Genomic DNA, 21,754 nt, shown 5'->3' with positions numbered 1-21,754 from the left:
GGCTCAGCCCACGCGGTCCAGGTGCGGGACGACCCGCGGCATGCGCCGCCACAGCGTCTTCTGCGCCAGCAGGGTCGCCGTCGCGGCGACCAGGATGCCGGCGAGGTTGATGCCGAGCTGGGTGGCCGCCCGCACGAACTCCGCGCCGCCGCCCAGCGCCAGGCTGATCGCCATGTCCGCCGCCGCGGGGACGGTGGTGACGGAGATGAAGACGCCCACCAGCGCCCCGCTCTTGGCCGAGGTGAGGGAGAGCACGCCGGCGATCCCGGCGAGCACCGCGACGACGACCGACCAGCGGTCGGGGGCGGTGATGAACCCGGTCTCCGGCCGGTCCTGGGTGAGGACCTCGGTGCCGAACCAGCCCAGCGCCCGGCCGGCGAGCACGGCGAGCGCGGTGACCGCGATGGCCACGGCGAAGCCGACCAGCAGCGAGACGGCGGCCCGCCGGGCGATCGACCGCCGGCCGTGCACGACGGCGACGGCCAGCGCGGCCAGCGGGCCGAACTCGGGGCCGAGCACCATCGCGCCGATCGTGAGGATCGCCGAGTCGTTGATGATCGCCACGGCCGCCAGCAGCGTGGCGATGGTCAGGAACGCCAGGTAGGAGACCGAGAGCGCGGAGTCGGCGTCGGTCGTGCGCACCACCTGCTCCCACACGACGGCGTCCGACCCCTCGCCGGGCGCGGCCTCCTCGGCCTCCTCCGCCCGGCGGGAGACCGCCGCGTCGACCGCCTCCATGGTGATGCCGCCGTCGCGGTCGACCCCCAGCTCGCGCAGGGCGGTGATGAGCGCGTCCGCCGACTCGCGGGCGACGTCGGCCATGATCAGGTCGCCCGCCGGGGACTCGGCGGCGCCGGGGAGGACCGCCAGGTGCGCGGTGCCCGGCGAGCGCGCGAACAGCTCGCGCACGTCGGCGGTCCGGTCGGGGGGCACGGTGACCCGCAGGTGCAGCAGCACGCGATGTTCTTAGCGGGTGGTCCTCAGCGGGTGCCCGTCACGGTCACGGTCACGGCGGTGACCTCGCGCGTCGTGCCGTCGTCGGCGACCTCGAGCAGGGCGAGCTCGTGCGGGCCGTCCCCGGCCGGCGCGGCGATGGTCAGCGTGGGGGAGAGGCACTGCTGCAGCTGCAGCGCGGGCCCGGCCGGCGTCTCCCGGTACCCGACGACGCTGCCGGCGTCGCCGCGGACTGGTTCGCCGTCCAGCGTGACGACGTAGGGGGTGTCGTCGGGCCCGGTGAGCCGGAAGCGCAGCGCGGCGCCGGCGTCGACCTGGCTGGAGGCGACGGCGATCGCGGGGGTGCTGCAGTCGGCGGTGAGCGGGACGTCGTCCTGGCCGCGGGCGATCAGGGCGAGCACGGCCATCACCGCGGCGGCGATGGCGAGGACCAGCCAGTGCCGGCTGCGCCGCGGGGCGCCGCTGCCGCCGTCGGGGTCGGCCAGGGTGCGCTCGTCGTTGATGTCCCGCGCCATGCGCAGGCGGTGCCGGCGGTTGGCGGCCTCGAGCTCGGGGTCGGAACGACCACGGACGCCGCCGAAGATGAAGCTCATCGCGCGGCGGCGTCCGAGGTGGTCATGCGCTCAGTGTGCGCCCGGCTCAGGCCTGGGCGCCGTGCTCCGTCGCCGCCGATCCGGCGCCGGCGACGTCGTCGGCCTTGTCCCCGACCTTGGCGCCCTCCTCCGTGCCGGGCGCGCCGACCGGGGCCATCGACCGCAGCAGGATCTGGCTGACGTCGAGCACCTCGACGTGCTCGCCGGCCTCGCCCGCCTGCTGCTTGCTGTTCACCGCGTCGCTCAGCATCGTGATGCAGAACGGGCAGGCGGTGGAGATGACGTCGGGGTCCAGCGCGAGCGCCTCCTCGGTGCGCTCGACGTTGATCCGCTTGCCGATCTTCTCCTCCATCCACATGCGCGCGCCGCCGGCGCCGCAGCAGAACCCGCGGTCCTTGCAGCGGTGCATCTCCTGGGTGGTGAGGCCCTCGACCGAGCCGAGGATCTCGCGCGGCGGCGTGTAGACCTTGTTGTGCCGGCCCAGGAAGCACGGGTCGTGGTAGGTGATCTTGCGGTCGACCGGGGTGACCGGCGTGAGCCGCCCCTCCTCGACGAGCTGGCTGAGCAGCTGGGTGTGGTGGACGACCTCGTACTCGCCGCCGACCTGCGGGTACTCCCGGCTGAGCGAGTTGAAGCAGTGCGGGCAGGTCGTGACGATCTTGCGCATGCCCGGCACGCGGCCCGCGAAGACGCCGTTGAGGGTCTCGACGTTCTCCTGCGCCAGCATCTGGAAGACGAACTCGTTGCCCATGCGGCGGGCCGGGTCGCCCGAGCAGGTCTCGCCGTCGCCGAGGACGGCGAACTCGACGCCGGCCATGTGCAACAGGGTGGCGACCGCCTTGGTCGTCCGCTTGGCCCGGTCGTCGACGGCACCGGCGCAGCCGACCCAGAACAGGTACTCGATGTCGTAGTCGAGGGGGCCGTCGGCGACGGTGACCTCGAAGTCGAGCTCCTTCATCCAGTCGTTGCGCACGCTGGCCTGCACGCCCCACGGGTTGCCGCGGTTCTCCAGGTTGCGCAGCATCACGCCGGCCTCGGACGGGAAGTTCGACTCGATGAGCACCTGGTAGCGGCGCATGTCGTCGATGTGGTCGATGTGCTCGATGTCGACCGGGCACTGCTCGACGCAGGCGCCGCAGTTGGTGCAGCTCCACAGGACGTCGGGGTCGATGACCCCGCCCTCCTCGAAGGTGCCGACCAGCGGGCGGTGCGCCTGGGCGTCGTTGGTGCCGGGGATGCGCGCGTAGCCGGAGCTCCAGACCTGCTCGTCGCTGGGCTCGAGGACCGAGTACTCGGCGAAGTCGGGAGCGTTGTCCGACGCCTTGCTCGCGCCGGTGAGGTACGGGGCCTTCGCGTAGAGGTGGTCGCGGAGGTCCATGATCACCATCTTGGGGCTGAGCGGCTTGCCCGTGTTCCAGGCCGGGCACTGGCTCTGGCACCGCCCGCACTCGGTGCAGGTGGTGAAGTCGAGCATCCCCTTCCAGGTGAAGTCCTCGATCTTGCCGCGACCGAAGATGTCGTCCTCGCCGGGATCCTCGAAGTCGATCGGCTTGCCGCCGCTCGTCATCGGCAGCAGCGGGCCGAGGGCCGGGGCGTCGGCGTCGGGGTTGCGCTTGAAGTAGATGTTGAAGAACGCGCTGAACCGGTGCCACGCGACGCCCATGTTGAGGATCCGCGAGATCACCACGAGCCAGATCAGCGAGACGACGACCTTGACGAAGGCGATGACGCTGACCAGGTCGGGGCTGTCGGGGAAGAGGGTCGCCAGCGCGCTGGAGATCGGGTGCTGCCAGGCCGGGGTCTCGGTCAGCCCGCTGGCGATGCTCGCCGCCCGGATGCTCAGGATGCAGATGCCGATGGTGAGGACGACGGCCTCGACGAAGTAGCCGCGGCCCTCGTTGGAGCCGGCGAACCGGCTGCTGCGGCCCTGCCGGCGCGGGTGGTCCTTCTGCCGCCGGTAGATCAGGTAGAGGATCCCGACGACGGTGAGCGCGCCGATCAGGTCGACGAACCAGTTCCAGAGGAAGAACTCGCCGATCAGCGGCAGGTGGAAGCCGGGGTTCCAGACCTCGCCGAAGGCCTGCACCAGGGTGAGGAACAGGCCGTAGAAGCCGACGAACACGAACCAGTGCGCGACGCCGATCGCCGACCACTTGAGCATCCGGGTGTGGCCGAGGCTCTCGATGAGCATGGCCTTGATGCGCTGGGCGAACGGACCCTTGCGGCTGTCGTCCGGCTGGCCGGTCCGGATGATCCTGATCATGGCCCGCACCGCGCGGGTGGCGTACACGACGGCCACGATCAGGAACAGGACGGCGATCGTCCCCAGGACGATCTGCAGCGGGCCGGTCATGGTTCTCCCTACTCCCCCGCGGACGCGGCACGGACGCCGTTGCCCGCACCAGCGCACGATAGCTGGCCGTCCGAGAGGCTACTCGCCGGTAACTTCAAGTGCCCCGCGCACGCGATTTCGTGGCGGTTCGAGCGTCCCTCGTGCGCTGTGGTCGCGCCCCTCGGGGTGTGCGGTGAGGACCGCGACCACGCGGTGAGGGTGGTGTCTCTCAGGCCGACCGGCGGACGCCGCGCGCCCGCGGGACGGCCGCGAAGGACCGCAGTGCCGGTCCGGGCTCGTCGAGGAGCCGGCGCAGTCGCTTCTCCACGACCGGCCAGCGCGCCAGGTCGGCATCGGCGAGCCGGAGGAAGCGGACGCCGAGCGCGCGCATCTCGTCCTCCCGGCGCTTCTCGTCCCACAGCACGCGCTCGGGGGTGCGCCCCCGCCAGGGCTGCGTGTACTTGACCCGGCCGTCGAACTCGACGGCCACCGCCTCGTCGTCGAACCAGGCGTCCACCACGCCCAGGAACGCGCGGCCGGCGTGGATCTCCACCTGCAGCTGCGGCGCGGGGAAGCCCGAGCCCAGCAGGCGCAGCCGGCCCCGCGTCTCCAGCACGGACTCGGCGCGGCCGTCGGCGAGACCCACCGCGCGAGCGGCACGGGCCGCGCCGGGCCAGCCCTGCGCCCTACCGACGGCTCGGGCGAGGGCGTCCTCGGTGGTCCACCCGGCGAGCAGGGCCGCGTCCATGGCGATGACGGCGTCCTCCAGCGGCCACTCGCGGGCGCAGTCGACCAGCGTGCGGGCGGGCGCTGTCCGCCGCGGCGGACTGCCCGTCACGAGGTCCTCGGCCGGCAGTGGTGCCGGCACCACGCGGAACCCCTCCCCGCGGCGCCAGAGCGCGGGGTCCGTCAGCCGGACCGTGCGGTCGAGGCCGCGGTTGACGGGCACCCCCATGAGCCGGGCTGCGGAGGTGTGGCTCACCGCCGCCGCCGTCCGCCCCAGGCCGAGCAGCACCGCCGTGCAGTCGACCGCGTGCCGCCGGCCGGCGCTCTCCTGTGCGGCGAGGTCCTCCGCCGTGACGTAGACGCCGCGGCGCAGCGCGACCCACCGGCCCGAGGTGCGCAGCCGGCGGATCTCGGGGTGCTCGTAGCCGGCGGCGCGGGCCTCCGCGGCGGTGAAGACGCCCAGCCGGCGGTCGGCGAGGGCGCGCAGGATCGGGTGCACGGGCAGAGCCTGTCGGCGGTAGGGGCACGCCGGGCGCCTCGCGCGAGTTCTGTGGACAGGGCTCGCGTCGGTGCATCCCGCGCGATGTGGTCGCCACCCCCGCCGTGTGCCGCGCGGGTGGGGACCACGCGGCGTGGGTGACCGGGCGGGCGCCGGCCGAGCCCCGGCACGAGAGCCCGGAAATTGGTGGGACGGGGGGGAACACCGGCCGACGGGGTGCCGTTAGGCTGGGCAGGAAAGTTGAGCGCACCGAGCGCAAGGTTGGTGCCTCAGCTACCGGAACAGACCCGGCACCACCCCAGCACACGGAAGAGAGGCCAGCTCCATGGCTCGAGCGGTCGGAATCGACCTCGGCACCACCAACTCCGTCGTGACCGTCCTCGAGGGCGGTGAGCCCACGGTCATCGCGAACTCGGAGGGCTCGCGCACCACCCCGTCGGTCGTGGCGTTCGCCAAGAACGGCGAGGTCCTCGTCGGCCAGTCGGCGAAGAACCAGGCGGTCACCAACGTCGACCGCACCATCCGCAGCGTCAAGCGGCACATGGGCACCGACTGGAAGACGCCGGAGATCGACGGCAAGCGCTACACCCCGCAGGAGATCAGCGCCCGCATCCTGCAGAAGCTGAAGCGGGACGCCGAGACCTACCTGGGCGAGACCGTCACCGACGCCGTCATCACCGTCCCCGCCTACTTCGAGGACGCCCAGCGCCAGGCCACCAAGGAGGCCGGTGAGATCGCGGGCCTCAACGTCCTGCGCATCGTCAACGAGCCGACCGCGGCCGCGCTGGCCTACGGCCTGGACAAGGGCGAGACCGAGCAGACGATCCTCGTCTTCGACCTCGGTGGCGGCACCTTCGACGTCTCCCTGCTCGAGATCGGGGACGGCGTCATCGAGGTGAAGGCCACCGCCGGTGACAACCACCTCGGCGGCGACGACTGGGACGAGCGGGTCGTCAAGCACCTGGTGCAGACCTTCAACGCGTCCAACGGCATCGACCTGTCCAAGGACAAGCTGGCCATGCAGCGCCTCCGCGAGGCGGCCGAGAAGGCCAAGATCGAGCTGTCCGGCGCGCAGTCGACCAACGTCAACCTGCCCTACATCACCGCCGGCGCCGAGGGCCCGCTGCACCTCGACGTGACCATGACCCGCGCCGAGTTCCAGCGGCTCACGCAGGACCTGCTCGAGCGCACCCGTGCGCCGTTCAACCAGGTCATCCGCGACGCCGGCATCTCCGTCGGCCAGATCGACCACGTCGTCCTCGTGGGCGGCTCGACCCGCATGCCCGCCGTCACCGACCTGGTGCGCGAGCTGACCGGGGGCAAGGAGCCCAACAAGGGCGTCAACCCCGACGAGGTCGTCGCCGTCGGCGCCGCGCTGCAGGCCGGCGTCCTCAAGGGCGAGGTCAAGGACGTCCTGCTGCTCGACGTCACCCCGCTGTCCCTCGGCATCGAGACCAAGGGCGGGATCATGACCAAGCTCATCGAGCGCAACACCACCATCCCGACCAAGCGCTCCGAGATCTTCACGACGGCCGACGACAACCAGCCGTCCGTGCAGATCCAGGTCTTCCAGGGCGAGCGCGAGATGGCGGCCTACAACAAGAAGCTCGGCATGTTCGAGCTGACCGGGCTGCCGCCGGCGCCGCGCGGCGTGCCGCAGATCGAGGTCGCCTTCGACATCGACGCCAACGGCATCGTGCACGTCACCGCCAAGGACCTCGGGACGGGCAAGGAGCAGTCGATGACCATCACCGGCGGCTCGGCCCTCCCCAAGGAGGACATCGAGCGGATGATGAAGGACGCCGAGGCCCACGCCGAGGAGGACAAGCGCCGCCGCGAGGAGGCCGAGACCCGCAACCTGGCCGAGTCGCTGCAGTACCAGACCGAGAAGTTCCTCGCGGAGAACGGGGACAAGATCCCCGCCGACAAGAAGGAGGAGCTCGGCGAGGCGCTGACCGAGCTGCGCTCGGCCCTGGGCGGCTCGGACATCGAGGCGATCAAGTCCGCGCAGGAGAAGGTCGCGCGGGTCTCGCAGGAGGTCGGCGGGGCGCTCTACGCCCAGCAGGCCGAGGCGAACGCCGCGGGCGCCGGTGCCGGTGCCCCGGGTGACGGTCCCGCTCCCGGTGCGACCAGCGGTGGGGACGACGACGTCGTCGACGCCGAGATCGTCGACGACGAGGACACCGACCGCCGATGACCGGACCGCAGTCAGGGGAGGAGCCGCGGGTCGTCATCCGCGACAAGCGGCGCATCGACCCGGCCAGCGGCGAGGTGCGGGTGCCGGCCGGCGAGCAGCCGGCCGGCACCCCGCCGGGACGAGGGGAGCAGATGAGCGAGCAGGAGACGCCGGTGGCGGCCGCCCCGGCGCAGAGCGGTGACGGCGACCCCGCCACCAAGGACGTCGCCCAGCAGCTGGCCGAGCGCACCGAGGACCTGCAGCGGGTCACGGCGGAGTACGCCAACTACCGGCGCCGCGTCGACCGCGACCGCCAGCTCGTCGTCGACCAGGCGGCGGAGCGGTTCGCCGCGCAGCTGTTCCCGATCGTCGACGACATCGAGCGGGCCCGGGACCACGGCGACCTCGAGGGGCCGTTCAAGGTGGTCGCCGACCGGGTCCTCGGGGTGCTCGACGGCCTCGGGGTGACGGCCTTCGGCGTGGCCGGCGACCCGTTCGACCCGTCGCTGCACGAGGCGGTCATGCACGAGACGTCGTCCGACGTCGCCGTGCCGACGGCCAGCACCGTGCTGCGGCAGGGCTTCCGCCGCGGCGACCGCGTGCTGCGCACGGCCATGGTGGCGGTGACCGACCCCGCGGGGCCGGTCACGCAGGCCGCCGACGAGCCCGGCACCGCGGCGTCCGAGTAGCGCAGAGAGGGGGCGTCCGATGAGCACCCGGGACTTCATCGAGAAGGACTACTACGCCGCGCTGGGCGTCCCGAAGGACGCCGACGCCGCGGCGATCAAGAAGGCGTACCGGCAGCTGGCCCGCGACCTGCACCCGGACAAGAACCCGGACAACGCGCAGGCCGAGGCCCGGTTCAAGGAGGTCTCCGAGGCCTACGACGTGCTCTCCGACGACAAGCGGCGCGCCGAGTACGACGAGGCGCGCCGCCTGTTCGGGGCCGGTGCCGGCCGCGGGGGCAACCCGTTCGGCGGATTCGGCGGCGGGGGCGGGTTCCCCGGCGGCAGCGGCGGGAGCACCACGTTCGACCTCGGCGACCTGCTCGGGCAGGCCGGTGCCGGGGGCGGCCGGGCCGGCGGTCTGGGCGACCTGTTCGGCGGGCTGTTCGGCGGCGGCGGGACGGGCAGTGCCCGCGCCCGCAGCCAGGCGGCGTCCGGTCCCGCCAAGGGGCAGGACGTCGAGACCGAGGCGACCCTCTCCTTCGAGGAGGCCGTCCTCGGCGTCACCGTGCCGCTGCGGATGCAGAGCCCGGGCGCCTGCCCGACCTGCTCCGGCACCGGCGCCAAGCCCGGCACCTCGCCGCACACCTGCCCGGTGTGCCAGGGCGCCGGGGTGACCAGCCGCAGCCAGGGCGCGTTCGCGTTCTCCGAGCCGTGCCGCAACTGCCGCGGCACCGGCACCGTGATCGACGACCCGTGCCCGACCTGCTCCGGCAGCGGGATCACCTCGCAGACCCGCACGATCACCGTGCGGATCCCGGCGGGGGTCAAGGACGGCCAGCGCATCCGGCTGCCCGGCAAGGGCGCGCCCGGCCGCCGCGGCGGCACGCCCGGTGACCTGTTCGTCGTCGTCCACGTGACCGACCACGAGCTGTTCGGGCGCAAGGGCGACGACCTGACGCTGACCGTGCCGGTCAGCTTCGCCGAGGCGGCGCTCGGCACCACGCTGACCGTGCCGACCCTCGACGGCAGCGTCTCGCTCAAGGTGCCGGCGGGCACCGCGAGCGGGCGCACGCTGCGGGTGCGGGGCCGGGGCGTGCCGGGCAAGACGCGCGCGGGCGACCTGCTGGTCACCGTCGAGGTCGCCGTTCCTGCGAAGCTGTCCCCGGCCCAGCGGAAGGCGGTCGAGGCGCTGGCCGAGGAGCTTGACGAGGACCCGCGGCCGCAGATCACGGCCGCGGTGCGGGACGGAGGTGCCCGGTGAGCTCGCCGACGAGGGGGAGGACGCCGCAGGACGCCGCCCGCGCGGTGGCCGACGACGCGCCGGTCTTCGTCATCTCGGTCGCGGCCGAGCTGGCCGGCATGCACGCGCAGACGCTGCGCCAGTACGACCGCCTCGGCCTGGTCAGCCCGGGGCGCACCCCGGGCGGCGGGCGGCGCTACAGCCCGCGCGACGTCGCCCTGCTGCGCGAGGTCCAGCGCCTCTCGCAGGAGGACGGTGTCAACCTGGCCGGGATCAAGCGCATCATCGAGCTCGAGTCGCGGGTGGAGGCGCTGCAGGCCCGCGTCCACGAGCTGCTCGAGGAGCTCGAGATGTCGGAGCAACGACGGATGGCCGCCGAGTCCGCGCTGCGGGCCGGCTACGGCTACGGCGGCGACCTGGTGCCCATGCGCCCGTCCACCAACGCCCTCGTCGTCTGGCGACCGCGGGACGACCGGTGAGCACCGAGGCGCACGAGGCGTTCGTCCGCCTCGAACGGGAGATCGGCCTGCTGCTGCGCCGGTCCCGCGCCATCCAGGCGCGGCTGGCCGCCGAGCTGCACCCCGACCTGGACGGCGCCTCGTACGGGCTGCTGGCCCTGCTGCAGGACGCCGGCCCGCTGCGGGCCAGCGACCTGGTCAACCGGCTCGGCCTCGACAAGAGCACGGTGAGCCGGCAGGTCGCCGGGCTCGTCGCGCTCGGGCTGGTCGACCGCGCCGCCGATCCGGAGGACGGGCGGGCCCAGGTGCTGTCGCCCTCGGTGGAGGGGTCGGCCCGGCTGGCCCGCATCCGCGAGGCGCGGCGTGCCCGGTGGGAGGCCGACATGGCCGACTGGCCGGCCAGCGACGTCGCGACGCTGGGCGAGCTGCTCGGCCGGCTCAACCGGCTGGGCGAGGCGCGGGAGGCCCGCGAGGCGCGCCAGACGCAGCCGAGCAGCTAGGACGAGACACCGCACGACGCCCGGACCGCAGGACGGTCCGGGCGTCGTCGTGTTCCGGGAACACTCCGACCGGGTGTCTGGTTGTTGACAGCAACCAACAAGATGTATGGTTGCGGTCTGCATCTACCTGATCGTCCGAGGAATCCCGTGTCCGTCACCCCCGCCACGTGCGAGCGCATCACGTCGAGCCTGTCGCAGCTCGTCCGCGCCGGCCGGCACCTCAGCGCCCGCGGTGTCGCCGGCGACCTGCCGTCCTTCGGGCCGGCGCTGCTCGTGCCGCTCGAGCGCGGGGGAGCGCTGCGGCTCAGCGTGCTCGCCCAGCACGCCGGCGTCGACGCCTCGGTGGCCAGCCGGCAGGTCGCCGTGCTGGAGCACGCCGGCCACGTCGAGCGCCGTCCCGACCCGCACGACGGGCGGGCGTCGCTGCTCAGCCTCACCCCCGCGGGCGCCGGGGCCCTGGCCGCGGCGCGCGCCGAGCGGACCCACTGGGCCGCCGGGGCGCTGGCCGGCTGGGACGAGCCGGACGCGCGGCGGCTCGGCGAGCTGCTGGAACGGCTGACCGCCGACCTCGAGACCGCGACCGCCCACCGCGAGGAGAACCGTTGAGCACCACCCTCGAGACCCCGGTCGCCGTCGGCCGGACCGCGGCGGACCTGCCGCCGGTCGAGCAGCAGGGGCGCATGACGCACCGGCAGATCCTGGAGGCGCTCTCCGGGATGCTGCTGGCGATGTTCGTGGCGTTCCTGTCCTCGACCGTCGTCTCCAACGCCCTGCCCACGATCATCGCCGACCTGCGCGGCAGCCAGGGCCAGTACACCTGGGTGGTCACCGCCACCCTGCTCGCGTCGACGGCGTCCACGCCGATCTGGGGCAAGCTCGCCGACCTGTTCAGCAAGAAGCTGCTCATCCAGATCTCGATCGTCGTCTTCATCGCCGGCTCGATGCTGGCCGGCCTCGCCGGCTCGGCCGAGACCCTCATCGCCTGGCGGGTCCTCCAGGGCCTGGGCCTCGGCGGCCTGCAGGCGCTGGTGCAGATCGCGATGGCGGCGATGATCAGCCCCCGCGAGCGCGGCCGGTACTCCGGCCTGCTGGGCAGCACGATGGCCGTGGCCACGGTCGGCGGCCCGCTGCTCGGCGGCGTGCTGGTCGACACCAGCTGGCTGGGCTGGCGCTGGTGCTTCTACGTCGGCGTGCCCTTCGCCGCCGTCGCGCTGGTGCTGCTGCAGCGGACGCTGCACCTGCCGGTCACCCGGCGGAAGGTGACCATCGACTACCTCGGCGCCGCCTTCCTCACCGCCGGCGTCTCGGGCCTGCTCATCTGGGTCACGCTCGCCGGCGAGAGCTTCGCCTGGCTGTCGGCCGAGACCGCCTGGTTCGTCGGCGGCAGCGTGCTGGCGATCGTCGCCTTCGTCGTCACCGAGCTGCGGGCGGCCGAGCCGATCGTGCCGCTGCGGCTGTTCCGCGACCGGACCACGACGCTGGCGATCCTGGCCAGCGTGGCGGTCGGTGTGGCCATGTTCGGCTCGTCGGTGTTCCTCGGCCAGTACCTGCAGGTCTCCCGCGGCTACTCGCCGACGGCGGCGGGCCTGCTCACCGTCCCCATGGTCGGCGGCATGCTGCTCAGCTCCACCGTCTCCGGCGTCCTCATCACCCGGCACGGCCGGTGGAAGCGGTACCTGGTCGCCGGCTCGGTCCTCGTCGTGGCCGGGTTCGCCCTGCTGTCGCGGCTGGACCACGCCACGCCCATGCTGCTGCTCGGGGTCTTCCTCTTCGTGCTCGGCGTCGGCATCGGCATGACCATGCAGAACCTGGTGCTGGCCGTGCAGAACACCGTGGCCGCCGCCGACCTCGGCGCGGCCAGCTCGGCGGTCGCGTTCTTCCGCAGCCTCGGCGGCACGATCGGCGTCTCGGTGCTCGGCGCCGTCCTCTCCGGCCGCGTCACCGACCTGATCCGCGAGGGCCTGACGACCCACCCCTCCGTCGCGGCGGCCGTCGCCTCCTCCGGCTCGACGGACGTCGGCCTGGCCGACCTGACCGACGCCCCGCCGGCGCTGCAGGCCCTGATCCGGGTGTCCTACGGCGACGCGACCGGGCGGATCTTCCTGGTCTCCGCGGTGGTCACGGTCGTCGCCGTCGTGGCGATCGCCTTCATCCGCGAGATCGCGCTCAGCACGCAGAACGGCGAGGAGCGCCGCGCCACCGAGTCCGCCTGAGGCATGGGAAGCGATCCCTGCGTCCTCCACCCGGGGACGCGGGGATCGCTTCCCGTGCCCGGGTCTCAGCTCCCCAGGGCGGCGTCGAGGGTGATGTCGACGGCGGCGAGCGCCTTGCTCACCGGGCAGCCGACCTTGGCGGCCTGGGCGGCCTTGTCGAACCCGTCGGCGTCGAGCCCCTCGACCTCGGCGCGCACGGTGAGCTTGATCCCGGTGATCGTGGCGCCGTCCTGCAGGCCGAGCGTGACGTCGGCGGTGACCTCGAGGGACTGCGGTGTGCCGCCGGCCTTGGCGATCTCGTTGGACAGCGCCATCGAGAAGCAGGCCGAGTGGGCGGCGGCGATGAGCTCCTCGGGGCTGGTGGAGCCGCCGGCCTCGTCGGACGTGCGCTTCGGCCAGCTCACGTCGAAGGTGCCGAGCTTCGAGCTGGACAGCTCGACCTGGCCGGAGCCGTCCTGCAGCGTGCCGTTCCAGGCGGTGCGAGCGGTACGGGTGGGCATGGGTCCCTCCAGACGTCGCGGCCGACCCCCTGCTGGACCGGCGCGTCGCCCCTACCCTCCCAGGTCGCGGACCCCCGCGATCAGCAGACGGTGTCGCCGCTGTTGACCCGGTCGACCAGCACCCGGAGGCGGTCCTTGAGGTCGTCGAACTCGGTGGTGTCGAAGCCGATCGCGCCGATCATCGCCTCGGAGATCGGCAGCGCCTTGTCGCGCAGCGCGCGGCCGGCGTCGGTCAGCGCGATGCTCACCGACCGCTCGTCCTCCACCCGCCGGTGGCGGGTGACGAGGCCGGCCGCGGTCAGCCGCTTGAGCAGCGGCGAGAGCGTGCCGCTGTCGAGGGCCAGCTTCGACCCGAGCTGGCCGACCGTCTGGTTGTCGTTCTCCCAGAGCAGCATCATCACCAGGTACTGCGGATAGGTCAGCCCGAGCTCGTCGAGCATCGGGCGGTAGCGCGCGGTCACGGCGCGGGATGCGGCGTAGAGCGCGAAGCACAGCTGGTCGTCGAGGACCACGCTCGGAGCCGGCAGGCGGTTCATGCACCGATCGTACGGCCCATTGCGTCGTGCGTTATCACCTCGCGTGCCAGAGACCTCCGCCGGGACGGCGCGCCGGGCCCGGCTGGACCCACGGGCCGGACCGGAGTTGACTGGGGTTGAGCGGAACAGACTCAACCTTGCCGTCGTTGGACCGCGTGACAGACCACCCGGCCGATCCGCCGGCCGCTCCCGAGAGGACCTGCGCCCGAGACCATGGCTCAGAGCAAGCTCACCACCCGTTCCCAGGAGGCCATCGCCGCCGCCCAGCGGCTCGCGGTCGACCGCGGTCAGGCCGCCCTGGAGCCCCTGCACCTGCTCGCCGCGCTGCTGGAGCAGTCGGACGGCATCGCCGTGCCCCTGCTCAAGGCGGTGGGCGCCGAGCCCGCGGACGTCCGTTCCAAGGCCGAGGCCGCGCTCAAGCGGATGCCCAGCGTCACCGGGGCGACGGTCTCCGCGCCGTCGCCGTCCCGCGAGCTGCTGCGCGTCATCAACCTCGCCTCCGAGCAGGCGAGCGCGCTCGGCGACGAGTTCGTCTCCACCGAGCACCTCCTGGTCGGGCTGGCCGACTCCGACGGCGAGGCCGGCACCGTGCTGAAGAGCTCGGGCGCGACCCGCGACGCGCTCCTGGCCGCCTTCCGCACCGTGCGCGGCACCCGCAAGGTCACCAGCCCCGACCCGGAGAACACCTTCCAGGCGCTGGAGAAGTTCGCCGTCGACCTGACCGACCGCGCCCGCGAGGGCAAGATCGACCCGGTCATCGGCCGCGACACCGAGATCCGCCGCGTCGTCCAGGTGCTCTCCCGCCGGACCAAGAACAACCCGGTCCTCATCGGCGAGCCCGGCGTCGGCAAGACGGCGATCGTCGAGGGCCTGGCCCAGCGGATCGTGGCCGGCGACGTGCCGGAGAGCCTCAAGGGCAAGCGCCTCATGGCGCTCGACCTCGGCGCGATGGTCGCCGGCGCCAAGTACCGCGGTGAGTTCGAGGAGCGGCTCAAGGCCGTCCTGCAGGAGATCACCGAGGCCGAGGGCCAGATCATCACCTTCATCGACGAGCTGCACACGATCGTCGGGGCCGGCGCGACCGGTGACTCCGCGATGGACGCCGGCAACATGATCAAGCCGATGCTCGCCCGCGGCGAGCTGCGCATGGTCGGCGCGACGACGCTCGACGAGTACCGCGAGCACATCGAGAAGGACCCCGCCCTCGAGCGCCGGTTCCAGCAGGTGCTGGTCGGCGAGCCGAGCGTCGAGGACACCATCGGCATCCTGCGCGGGCTCAAGGAGCGCTACGAGGTGCACCACGGCGTCCGCATCACCGACGCCGCGATCGTCGCCGCCGCCACGCTCTCCGACCGCTACGTCACGGCCCGGTTCCTGCCGGACAAGGCGATCGACCTGGTCGACGAGGCGGCCAGCCGGCTGCGCATGGAGATCGACAGCCGCCCGGTCGAGGTCGACGAGATCGAGCGCGTCGTCCGGCGCATGGAGATCGAGGAGATGGCGCTGGCCAAGGAGGACGACGAGTCCTCCCTCGAGCGGCTGGCCGCCCTCCGCGAGGACCTCGCCGACCGGCGCCAGCAGCTGGCCGAGCTGACCGCCCGCTGGCAGCAGGACAAGAGCGCGATCACCCGGATCCAGCAGATCAAGGAGGAGCTGGAGCGGCTGCGCTCCGAGGCCGAGCGCGCCGAGCGCGACGGCGACCTGGCCCGCGTGGCCGAGCTGCGCTACGGCCGGCTGCCCCAGCTGGAGAAGGCGCTCGCCGACGCCGAAGAGGCGGCCGAGCAGGCCTCGATGCTCAAGGAGGAGGTCGGCCCCGACGACATCGCCGACGTCGTCCAGGCGTGGACCGGCATCCCCGCCGGCCGGCTGCTCGAGGGCGAGACCCAGAAGCTGCTGCGCATGGAGGACGAGCTGGCCACGCGGGTCGTCGGCCAGCCCGACGCCGTCCGCGCCGTCTCCGACGCGGTCCGGCGGGCGCGCTCCGGCGTCGCCGACCCCGACCGGCCCACCGGCTCGTTCCTCTTCCTCGGCCCCACCGGCGTCGGCAAGACCGAGCTGGCCAAGGCGCTGGCCGAGTTCTTGTTCGACGACGAGCGGGCGATGGTCCGCATCGACATGAGCGAGTACTCCGAGAAGCACTCGGTGGCCCGCCTGGTCGGTGCGCCCCCGGGCTACGTCGGCTACGAGGCCGGCGGTCAGCTCACCGAGGCGGTGCGGCGGCGCCCGTACACCGTCGTCCTCCTCGACGAGGTGGAGAAGGCGCACCCCGACGTCTTCGACGTGCTGCTCCAGGTCCTCGACGACGGCCGGCTGACCGACGGCCAGGGCCGGACGGTGGACTTCCGCAACACCATCCTGATCCTGACCTCCAACCTCGGCTCCCAGCTGATCGCCGACCAGTCGGTGCCCGAGGAGCGCCGCCGCGACGCCGTGATGGGCGTCGTCCGCGGGCACTTCAAGCCGGAGTTCCTCAACCGGCTGGACGACGTCGTGGTGTTCCGGGCGCTGGGCAGCGAGGAGCTGGCCGGCATCGTCGACATCCAGGTCGGCGTCCTGGCCCGGCGCCTGGCGGCCCGCCGGCTGACGCTCACCGTCAGCGACGCGGCCCGCGAGTGGCTGGCCCTCAACGGGTTCGACCCGGTGTACGGCGCCCGCCCGCTGCGCCGGCTGGTGCAGTCGGCGATCGGCGACCAGCTGGCCAAGGCGCTGCTCGCCGGGGAGATCCGGGACGGCGACGACGTGCTGGTCGACGCCGCGGACGACTTCGCCGGCGAGAGCGGGCTGACCGTCCGCCGCGCGTGAGCCCGGGCCCGCCACGGCCTCCCGACGGGCCGTGGCGGGCCGACACGCGCACGGGGTGTGCCCGGGCGGTGCACGGGTCCACCATGATCGTGGGCCGATGCCGAGCAGGGAGTGGACATGACGTCAGGGCAGGGCGGCTTCCCGGAGCAGCCGACGGGGCAGCCCGGCAACCAGGGGTGGGACGGCGGGCAGCAGGGCGCACCCGGCCAGGGCGCGCCGCCACCGCAGGGCTACCCCGCGGCTCCACCCGCGCAGCCCGGCTACCCGCCGGCGCCCGGGTACGGCCCTGCTCCCGCGGCGCCCGCCGCCCCGTGGGGCGGCGGGCCGAAGCCGGTGGAGCGCCCCGCCACCGTGCGCTTCGGCATCGGCGCGTTCGTCGCCAGCCTCATCCTGGGCGTGATCGGCACGATCGTGACCTTCGCCGACCTCGACTCCCTCGTCGACCGCGCGGTGGCCGAGGCGACGGCCCAGGGCGGCACCGTCGACCTCACCGAGGACGCGGTCCGCGCCGTGCTCGTGGTCAGCGCCGTGATCGGCCTGGTCATCGTCGGCCTCGAGGCGATGTTCATGTGGTTCGCCTGGAACGGCCGCAACTGGGCCCGGATCGTCCTGTTCGTCATCGGCGGGTTCGGCATCGTCAGCGGCCTGTTCGCCCTCGGCGGCGGCGACACCATGATGGTGTCGGGCTTCCTGCAGGGCCTGAGCATCTTCCAGTTCCTGCTGGTCCTGGCCGGTGTCGTCCTGCTGGCGATGAAGCCGTCCAACGAGTGGTACCGGTACCGCGGCTGGTTGCGGGCCACCGGCCAGAGAGGCTGACGGCCGCGCGCCGACGTCCTGCCATGAACCGATCCCGGCCCAGCGCCGAACGACTCCCGTGACCACCACCGAGCAGAGCCCGGCGGCGCCGGCCGGTGCCCGGCCCGAGCCGGGTCCCGACCGGCGTGGTCTGCGCCGGCTGCTCGCGGCGCTGGCCGGGCTGCTCGCCGCCGCGGTGGCCCTGGGGGCCGGGCAGCTCGTCGCCGGGTTCGTCCGGCCGGCGTCGTCGCCGGTCGTGGCCGTCGGCGACGCGGTCATCACGCTGACGCCGGAGGCGGTCAAGAGCTTCGCCATCCGGACCTTCGGCGAGAACGACAAGGTGGCCCTCGTCGTCGGCACGCTGGTCCTGCTGGCGCTCTACGCCCTGGTGCTCGGCGTGCTCGCGCTGCGCCGCCGGTGGCTCGGCGTGGCGGGGATCGCGCTGTTCGGTCTGATCGGCGTGGTCGCCGCGCTCACCCGGCCGGCGGGCGGCCTGCTCGACGCGCTGCCGTCGGTCGTCGGCGCCGCGGCCGGCGTCGTCGCCCTGCTCGCCCTGCTCCGCCCGCTCACCCCGCCGGCCCCCGCCGTCGCCGCGACCGGGACCGGCACGGAGGCCGGCGACGAGGAGGTCGTCGAGCGCCTGCGGGCCGCCCTGGCCATGGCCGACCGCAAGGGGACCGGCCTCGACCGCCGCCGCTTCTTCGTCACCAGCGGGGTCGCGCTCGGCGTCGCCGCGCTGGCCGGTGGCGGCGGCCAGCTGCTGCGCCGGCGCTTCGACGTCGCCGACGCCCGCGGCGACATCACGATGCCGACCCCGGCCTCGCCGGCGGCCCCCCTGCCGCGCGGCGCCGATCTCGCCGGGCAGGTCGACGGCCTCACCCCGCTGTTCACGCCCAACCGCGACTTCTACCGGGTGGACACGGCGATCACGACGCCGCAGATCCGCCCCGCCGAGTACCGGCTGACGCTGTCCGGGATGTTCGACGAGCGGCGCACCTTCACGCTGCAGGACCTCTTCGACCGCAGCGACCTGATCGAGCGGGACATCACCCTGACCTGCGTGTCCAACGAGGTCGGCGGCGAGCTCGCCGGCACCGCCCGCTGGATCGGCGTCCCGCTCGGCGACTTCCTCCGGGAGAACGGCATCCAGGACGGCTCGACGCAGCTGGTCTGCCGCTCCACCGACGGCATGACGATCGGTGCCCCCACCGGCGCCGCGCTGCGCACCCCCGACGCGATGCTCGCCTTCGGCATGAACGGCGAGCCGCTGCCGGTCGAGCACGGGTTCCCGGTCCGCATGATCATCCCCGGGCTCTACGGCTACGTCTCCGCCTGCAAGTGGCTGACCGACATCGAGGCCAGCACCTTCGAGGCCTTCGACGCCTACTGGGTCGAGCGCGGCTGGGCCGCGCAGGGCCCGATCAAGACCGCCGCGCGGATCGACACCCCCGGTCCGCTGCGGCCCGTCCGCGCCGGCCGGCGGGCGGTCGCCGGCGTGGCCTGGGCGCAGGGCCGCGGCATCAGCAAGGTCGAGGTCCGGATCGACGACGGCGACTGGCAGGAGGCCGAGCTCTCGCCCGAGGTCGACGCCGACGTCTGGCGGCAGTGGGTGCTGCCCGTGGACCTCGACGGCGGCCACCACGAGATCACCGTCCGCGCGACCGACGGCGACGGCGACCTGCAGACCGAGGACCGCGCCTCGCCGTTCCCCGACGGCGCCAGCGGCTGGCACTCCGTGCGGGTCCTCGTCACCTAGCCGCACCACCCCCCCGATACCCGTCACCGGCACCGTGGCCGGCGACGCGATCCCGGCCGCCCGCAGGACGGTCCGGGCGCACCACCCCGCCCCGCGACATGCTGTGCACCGGCCACGCCGGCGTGCGGCGTCTCGCACGGACAGGACAGGAGCACCCCCGTGAAGAGCACCACCCTCACCCGCGGCGCGATCTTCCCCGCCGCCGTCGCGCTGGCCCTCACCCTGGGCGCGTGCAGCTCCGACGGCTCGTCGGACGCCGGCAGCGCCTCGGGCTCGGAGAGCAGCTCCCCGGCGACGTCGTCCGGGATGGCCGAGGAGACCGGCCCGACGTCGGACCAGCCGTTCGGGGCGGCCTGCTCGCAGGTGCCGGCCGAGGGCGCGGGCAGCTTCGCCGGGATGAGCACCGCCCCGGTGGCCAGCGCCGCGAGCAGCAACCCGGTCCTGTCCACCCTGGTGCAGGCGGTCACCGCGGCCAACCTCGTCGACTCGCTGAACGCCCAGGAGGACGTCACCGTCCTCGCCCCGGCGAACCCGGCGTTCGCGGCGATCCCGCCCGACCAGCTCGGCGCCGTCCTCGCCGACGTGCCGCAGCTGACCTCGATCCTCACCCACCACGTGATCCAGGGGCGGCTGGCGCCCGACGAGCTCGCCGGTGAGCACACCACCCTGAACAACGACACCGTGACCATCGAGGGCTCCGGCGAGGAGTTCACGATCAGCGGCGAGCAGACCATCACCACGCAGCCGGCGTCGGTCATCTGCGGCAACGTGCAGACGGCGAACGCGACCGTCTACATCATCGACCAGGTGCTGGCGCCCGAGGCCGCCGCCTGAGAGCACGGTCGGGCAGGGTCCTAGGGTCGGCGCCATGGACAAGGACCCCGTTCCCCCCCACCCCTCGTCCCTCGGGGCGGGCCCCTGGAACGGGACCGCCCAGCCCGACCGTGACCGCCTGCTCGAGCTCATCGTCGAGCTGGCCGTCGTGCACGGGAAGGTGACCCTCTCCTCCGGCCGCGAGGCCGACTGGTACATCGACATGCGCCGGCTGACCCTGCACCACGAGGGCGCGCCGCTGGTCGGCCGCGTGATGCGCCAGCTCACCCGCGACCTGCGCTACGACGTGGTCGGGGGGCTCACCCTCGGCGCCGACCCGGTCGCGACGGCGATGCTGCACGCGGCCGCCGACGGCGAGGGCTTCCTCGACGCCTGCGTCGTCCGCAAGGCCGGCAAGGCGCACGGCCTGCAGCGGCGGATCGAGGGGCCCGACGTCGCCGGGCGGGCGGTCCTGGTCGTGGAGGACGTCTCCACGACCGGCAGCAGCCCGCTGACCGCCGCGGAGGCGCTGCAGGAGGCCGGCGCCGAGGTCATCGGCGTCGCGGTCATCGTCGACCGGGGCGGGCGGGCCGCGGTCGAGCAGGCCGGCTTCGCGTACCACGCGGCGTTCGAGCTGGCGGACCTCGGCCTCAGCTGAACCCGGCGAGATCGGCGCTCGCGCACCCTCCCGCGGGCCGGGACGCGCGAGACCGCCGATCTCGCCGGGCGGCGGGTCGTACGGTGTGACCGTGACCACCGTGACGGCGACGTGGGTCGCCGAACTGACCGCCGCGCTCGGCGCGGACGGCGTGCTGACCGACCCCGACGTGACGGCGGCCTACGCCCGCGACCAGGCGATGCTGGCCGAGGCCGGCACCCCGGCCGCGGTCGTGTTCCCCCGCAGCACCGCCGAGGTGTCCGCGGTCATGCAGGTCGCGAGCCGGCACGGGGTGCCCGTCGTCCCGCGCGGCGCCGGCTCCGGCCTGGCCGGGGCGAGCAACGCCGTCGACGGGGCCATCACGCTGGTCATGACCCGGATGGACGCCGTCCTGGAGGTGTCCCCGGCCGACCGGCTGGCCGTCGTCCAGCCCGGTGTCGTGAACAAGGCGCTGCGCGACGCCGTCGCGGGGCACGGGCTGTTCTACCCACCCGACCCGTCCAGCTACGACTGGTGCACGATCGGCGGCAACCTCTCGCAGAACTCCGGCGGGCTGTGCTGCGTCAAGTACGGCGTCACCACCGACTACGTCCTGGGCCTGGAGGTCGTGCTCGCCGACGGGCGGGTGCTGCGCACCGGCCGGCGCACCGTCAAGGGCGTCGCCGGCTACGACCTGGCCCGCCTGTTCGTCGGCTCCGAGGGGACGCTCGGCGTCATCACCGAGGCGACGCTGCAGCTGCGCCCGGCCCCGAAGCCCCCGGTCACCCTGGTGGCCACCTTCGCCACCACGGCGCAGACCGGCGAGGTCGTCGAGCGGGTGGTCACCTCCGGGCTGGTGCCCAGCCTGCTCGAGGTCATGGACAACACCTGCATCTGCGCGGTGGACGACCTGCTCAAGGCCGACCTCGACCGCGACGCGCACGCCCTGCTGGTCGCCCAGTCCGACGCCGGCGGCGAGGCGGCCGCGCAGGAGATCGAGGCGCTGGCGCAGCTGTGCCGCGACGCCGGCGCCGACCTCGTGCACACCACCGACGACCCGGCCGAGGGTGACCTGCTGCTGGCCGCCCGGCGCATGGCGCTGCCGGCCCTCGAGACCCTGGGCAGCACCCTGATCGACGACGTCGCCGTCCCCCGCTCGCGGATCGCCGGGTTCCTCGACGGCTGCGACGCGATCGCCACCGGGCGGGGGCTCACCATCGGCGTCGTCGGGCACGCCGGCGACGGCAACATGCACCCGACGATCTGCTTCGACGCGACCGACGCCGAGGAGCGCGCCCGCGCCTTCGCGGCGTTCGACGACATCCTCGAGCTCGGCCTCTCCCTGGGCGGCACGGTCACCGGCGAGCACGGCATCGGGTCGATCAAGGTCGACTGGCTCGAGCGCGAGATCGGCCCGGTCGCGCTGGACGTGCACCGGGCGATCAAGGACGCGCTGGACCCGCAGGGCCTGCTCAACCCGGGCAAGGTGCTGCGCCGCGCCCCGGTCGGCGCCCTCGCCGACGTCGCCGCGCTCAGCGGGCGGTGACACGCTGTCG

19 protein-coding genes are annotated in these 21,754 nt (G+C 73.7%); 13 read left to right on the top strand and 6 right to left on the bottom strand.

Annotation, left to right across the window (positions count from 1 at the left end; translation table 11 throughout):
- Nucleotides 1–3 precede the first annotated feature (3 nt).
- From ACI8AF_RS14340 to ACI8AF_RS14325, 4 genes are all read right to left on the bottom strand, one after another.
- Entirely contained in the window at nt 4–957 is a 954-nt protein-coding gene (locus ACI8AF_RS14340) for a DUF389 domain-containing protein (protein WP_456540394.1), read from the bottom strand.
- A 23-nt stretch (nt 958–980) separates the two neighbouring features.
- Complete coding sequence (locus ACI8AF_RS14335; protein ID WP_456540393.1) at nt 981–1,547, bottom strand: hypothetical protein; 567 nt, start codon at nt 1,545–1,547, stop codon at nt 981–983.
- A 46-nt stretch (nt 1,548–1,593) separates the two neighbouring features.
- A complete protein-coding gene (locus tag ACI8AF_RS14330) occupies nt 1,594–3,900 on the bottom strand; it encodes a (Fe-S)-binding protein (protein ID WP_456540392.1) in 2,307 nt (768 codons plus the stop codon).
- A 208-nt stretch (nt 3,901–4,108) separates the two neighbouring features.
- Nucleotides 4,109–5,104 carry a type IV toxin-antitoxin system AbiEi family antitoxin domain-containing protein gene (locus ACI8AF_RS14325; protein WP_456540391.1) on the bottom strand — a complete coding sequence of 332 codons (996 nt, stop codon included), beginning with the start codon at nt 5,102–5,104 and terminating at the stop codon, nt 4,109–4,111.
- 325 nt (nt 5,105–5,429) lie between these two features.
- Here ACI8AF_RS14325 and dnaK point away from each other — a divergent pair, with 325 nt between their 5' ends.
- From dnaK to ACI8AF_RS14290, 7 genes are all read left to right on the top strand, one after another.
- Complete coding sequence (gene dnaK, locus ACI8AF_RS14320) at nt 5,430–7,301, top strand: molecular chaperone DnaK (RefSeq protein WP_456540390.1); 1,872 nt, start codon at nt 5,430–5,432, stop codon at nt 7,299–7,301.
- Nucleotides 7,298–7,969 carry a nucleotide exchange factor GrpE gene (gene grpE, locus ACI8AF_RS14315; protein ID WP_456540389.1) on the top strand — a complete coding sequence of 224 codons (672 nt, stop codon included), beginning with the start codon at nt 7,298–7,300 and terminating at the stop codon, nt 7,967–7,969. Before dnaK ends, grpE begins: the two co-directional genes overlap by 4 nt.
- Nucleotides 7,970–7,988: 19 nt before the next feature.
- Entirely contained in the window at nt 7,989–9,209 is a 1,221-nt protein-coding gene (gene dnaJ / locus ACI8AF_RS14310) for a molecular chaperone DnaJ (RefSeq protein ID WP_456540388.1), read from the top strand.
- A complete protein-coding gene (locus tag ACI8AF_RS14305; RefSeq protein ID WP_456540387.1) occupies nt 9,206–9,667 on the top strand; it encodes a heat shock protein transcriptional repressor HspR in 462 nt (153 codons plus the stop codon). Before dnaJ ends, ACI8AF_RS14305 begins: the two co-directional genes overlap by 4 nt.
- On the top strand, nt 9,664–10,146 hold the full coding sequence (locus tag ACI8AF_RS14300; protein WP_456540386.1) for a MarR family winged helix-turn-helix transcriptional regulator: 483 nt from the start codon (nt 9,664–9,666) through the stop codon (nt 10,144–10,146). Before ACI8AF_RS14305 ends, ACI8AF_RS14300 begins: the two co-directional genes overlap by 4 nt.
- A gap of 147 nt (nt 10,147–10,293) precedes the next feature.
- The gene (locus tag ACI8AF_RS14295; protein WP_456540385.1) at nt 10,294–10,752 is read left to right on the top strand and encodes a MarR family winged helix-turn-helix transcriptional regulator; all 459 of its coding nucleotides are present in this window, start codon (nt 10,294–10,296) and stop codon (nt 10,750–10,752) included.
- Complete coding sequence (locus ACI8AF_RS14290) at nt 10,749–12,359, top strand: DHA2 family efflux MFS transporter permease subunit (protein WP_456540384.1); 1,611 nt, start codon at nt 10,749–10,751, stop codon at nt 12,357–12,359. Before ACI8AF_RS14295 ends, ACI8AF_RS14290 begins: the two co-directional genes overlap by 4 nt.
- 65 nt (nt 12,360–12,424) lie before the next feature.
- Here ACI8AF_RS14290 and ACI8AF_RS14285 read toward each other — a convergent pair whose 3' ends face one another.
- Both ACI8AF_RS14285 and ACI8AF_RS14280 read right to left on the bottom strand, forming a co-directional pair.
- Nucleotides 12,425–12,859 (bottom strand): OsmC family protein, encoded by a 435-nt coding sequence (locus tag ACI8AF_RS14285; protein WP_456540383.1) that lies wholly within the window; start codon nt 12,857–12,859, stop codon nt 12,425–12,427.
- A gap of 80 nt (nt 12,860–12,939) precedes the next feature.
- Nucleotides 12,940–13,395 (bottom strand): MarR family winged helix-turn-helix transcriptional regulator, encoded by a 456-nt coding sequence (locus ACI8AF_RS14280; RefSeq protein ID WP_456540382.1) that lies wholly within the window; start codon nt 13,393–13,395, stop codon nt 12,940–12,942.
- Between the two features lie 213 nt (nt 13,396–13,608).
- Here ACI8AF_RS14280 and clpB point away from each other — a divergent pair, with 213 nt between their 5' ends.
- The 6 genes from clpB (at nt 13,609) to ACI8AF_RS14250 (ending at nt 21,744) form a co-directional block, all read left to right on the top strand.
- Entirely contained in the window at nt 13,609–16,197 is a 2,589-nt protein-coding gene (gene clpB / locus ACI8AF_RS14275) for an ATP-dependent chaperone ClpB (protein ID WP_456540381.1), read from the top strand.
- 117 nt (nt 16,198–16,314) lie between these two features.
- Nucleotides 16,315–17,013: a hypothetical protein gene (locus tag ACI8AF_RS14270; RefSeq protein WP_456540380.1), complete on the top strand. Its 699-nt coding sequence runs from the start codon at nt 16,315–16,317 to the stop codon at nt 17,011–17,013.
- 58 nt (nt 17,014–17,071) lie between these two features.
- Nucleotides 17,072–18,748, top strand: coding sequence for a molybdopterin-dependent oxidoreductase (locus ACI8AF_RS14265; protein ID WP_456540379.1), 1,677 nt, complete (start codon nt 17,072–17,074; stop codon nt 18,746–18,748).
- Between the two features lie 159 nt (nt 18,749–18,907).
- Nucleotides 18,908–19,582 carry a fasciclin domain-containing protein gene (locus ACI8AF_RS14260; RefSeq protein WP_456540378.1) on the top strand — a complete coding sequence of 225 codons (675 nt, stop codon included), beginning with the start codon at nt 18,908–18,910 and terminating at the stop codon, nt 19,580–19,582.
- A 34-nt stretch (nt 19,583–19,616) separates the two neighbouring features.
- Nucleotides 19,617–20,219 carry an orotate phosphoribosyltransferase gene (gene pyrE / locus ACI8AF_RS14255; protein ID WP_456540377.1) on the top strand — a complete coding sequence of 201 codons (603 nt, stop codon included), beginning with the start codon at nt 19,617–19,619 and terminating at the stop codon, nt 20,217–20,219.
- Between the two features lie 91 nt (nt 20,220–20,310).
- Nucleotides 20,311–21,744 carry an FAD-binding oxidoreductase gene (locus ACI8AF_RS14250; RefSeq protein ID WP_456540376.1) on the top strand — a complete coding sequence of 478 codons (1,434 nt, stop codon included), beginning with the start codon at nt 20,311–20,313 and terminating at the stop codon, nt 21,742–21,744.
- Nucleotides 21,745–21,754 lie beyond the last annotated feature (10 nt).

It is taken from the genome of Blastococcus sp. SYSU D00669 (assembly GCF_054050715.1).
This window is presented reverse-complemented; position numbering and strand designations above follow the sequence as displayed.

Bases quoted from the DNA above. Each gene is read 5' to 3' on its own strand.
- ACI8AF_RS14335 (WP_456540393.1), bottom strand. From the start codon at position 1,547: ATGAGCTTCATCTTCGGCGGCGTCCGTGGTCGTTCCGACCCCGAGCTC.
- ACI8AF_RS14330 (WP_456540392.1), bottom strand. From the start codon at position 3,900: ATGACCGGCCCGCTGCAGATCGTCCTGGGGACGATCGCCGTCCTGTTC.
- dnaK (WP_456540390.1), top strand. From the start codon at position 5,430: ATGGCTCGAGCGGTCGGAATCGACCTCGGCACCACCAACTCCGTCGTG.
- grpE (WP_456540389.1), top strand. From the start codon at position 7,298: ATGACCGGACCGCAGTCAGGGGAGGAGCCGCGGGTCGTCATCCGCGAC.
- dnaJ (WP_456540388.1), top strand. From the start codon at position 7,989: ATGAGCACCCGGGACTTCATCGAGAAGGACTACTACGCCGCGCTGGGC.
- ACI8AF_RS14285 (WP_456540383.1), bottom strand. From the start codon at position 12,859: ATGCCCACCCGTACCGCTCGCACCGCCTGGAACGGCACGCTGCAGGAC.
- ACI8AF_RS14280 (WP_456540382.1), bottom strand. From the start codon at position 13,395: ATGAACCGCCTGCCGGCTCCGAGCGTGGTCCTCGACGACCAGCTGTGC.
- clpB (WP_456540381.1), top strand. From the start codon at position 13,609: ATGGCTCAGAGCAAGCTCACCACCCGTTCCCAGGAGGCCATCGCCGCC.
- ACI8AF_RS14270 (WP_456540380.1), top strand. From the start codon at position 16,315: ATGACGTCAGGGCAGGGCGGCTTCCCGGAGCAGCCGACGGGGCAGCCC.
- pyrE (WP_456540377.1), top strand. From the start codon at position 19,617: ATGGACAAGGACCCCGTTCCCCCCCACCCCTCGTCCCTCGGGGCGGGC.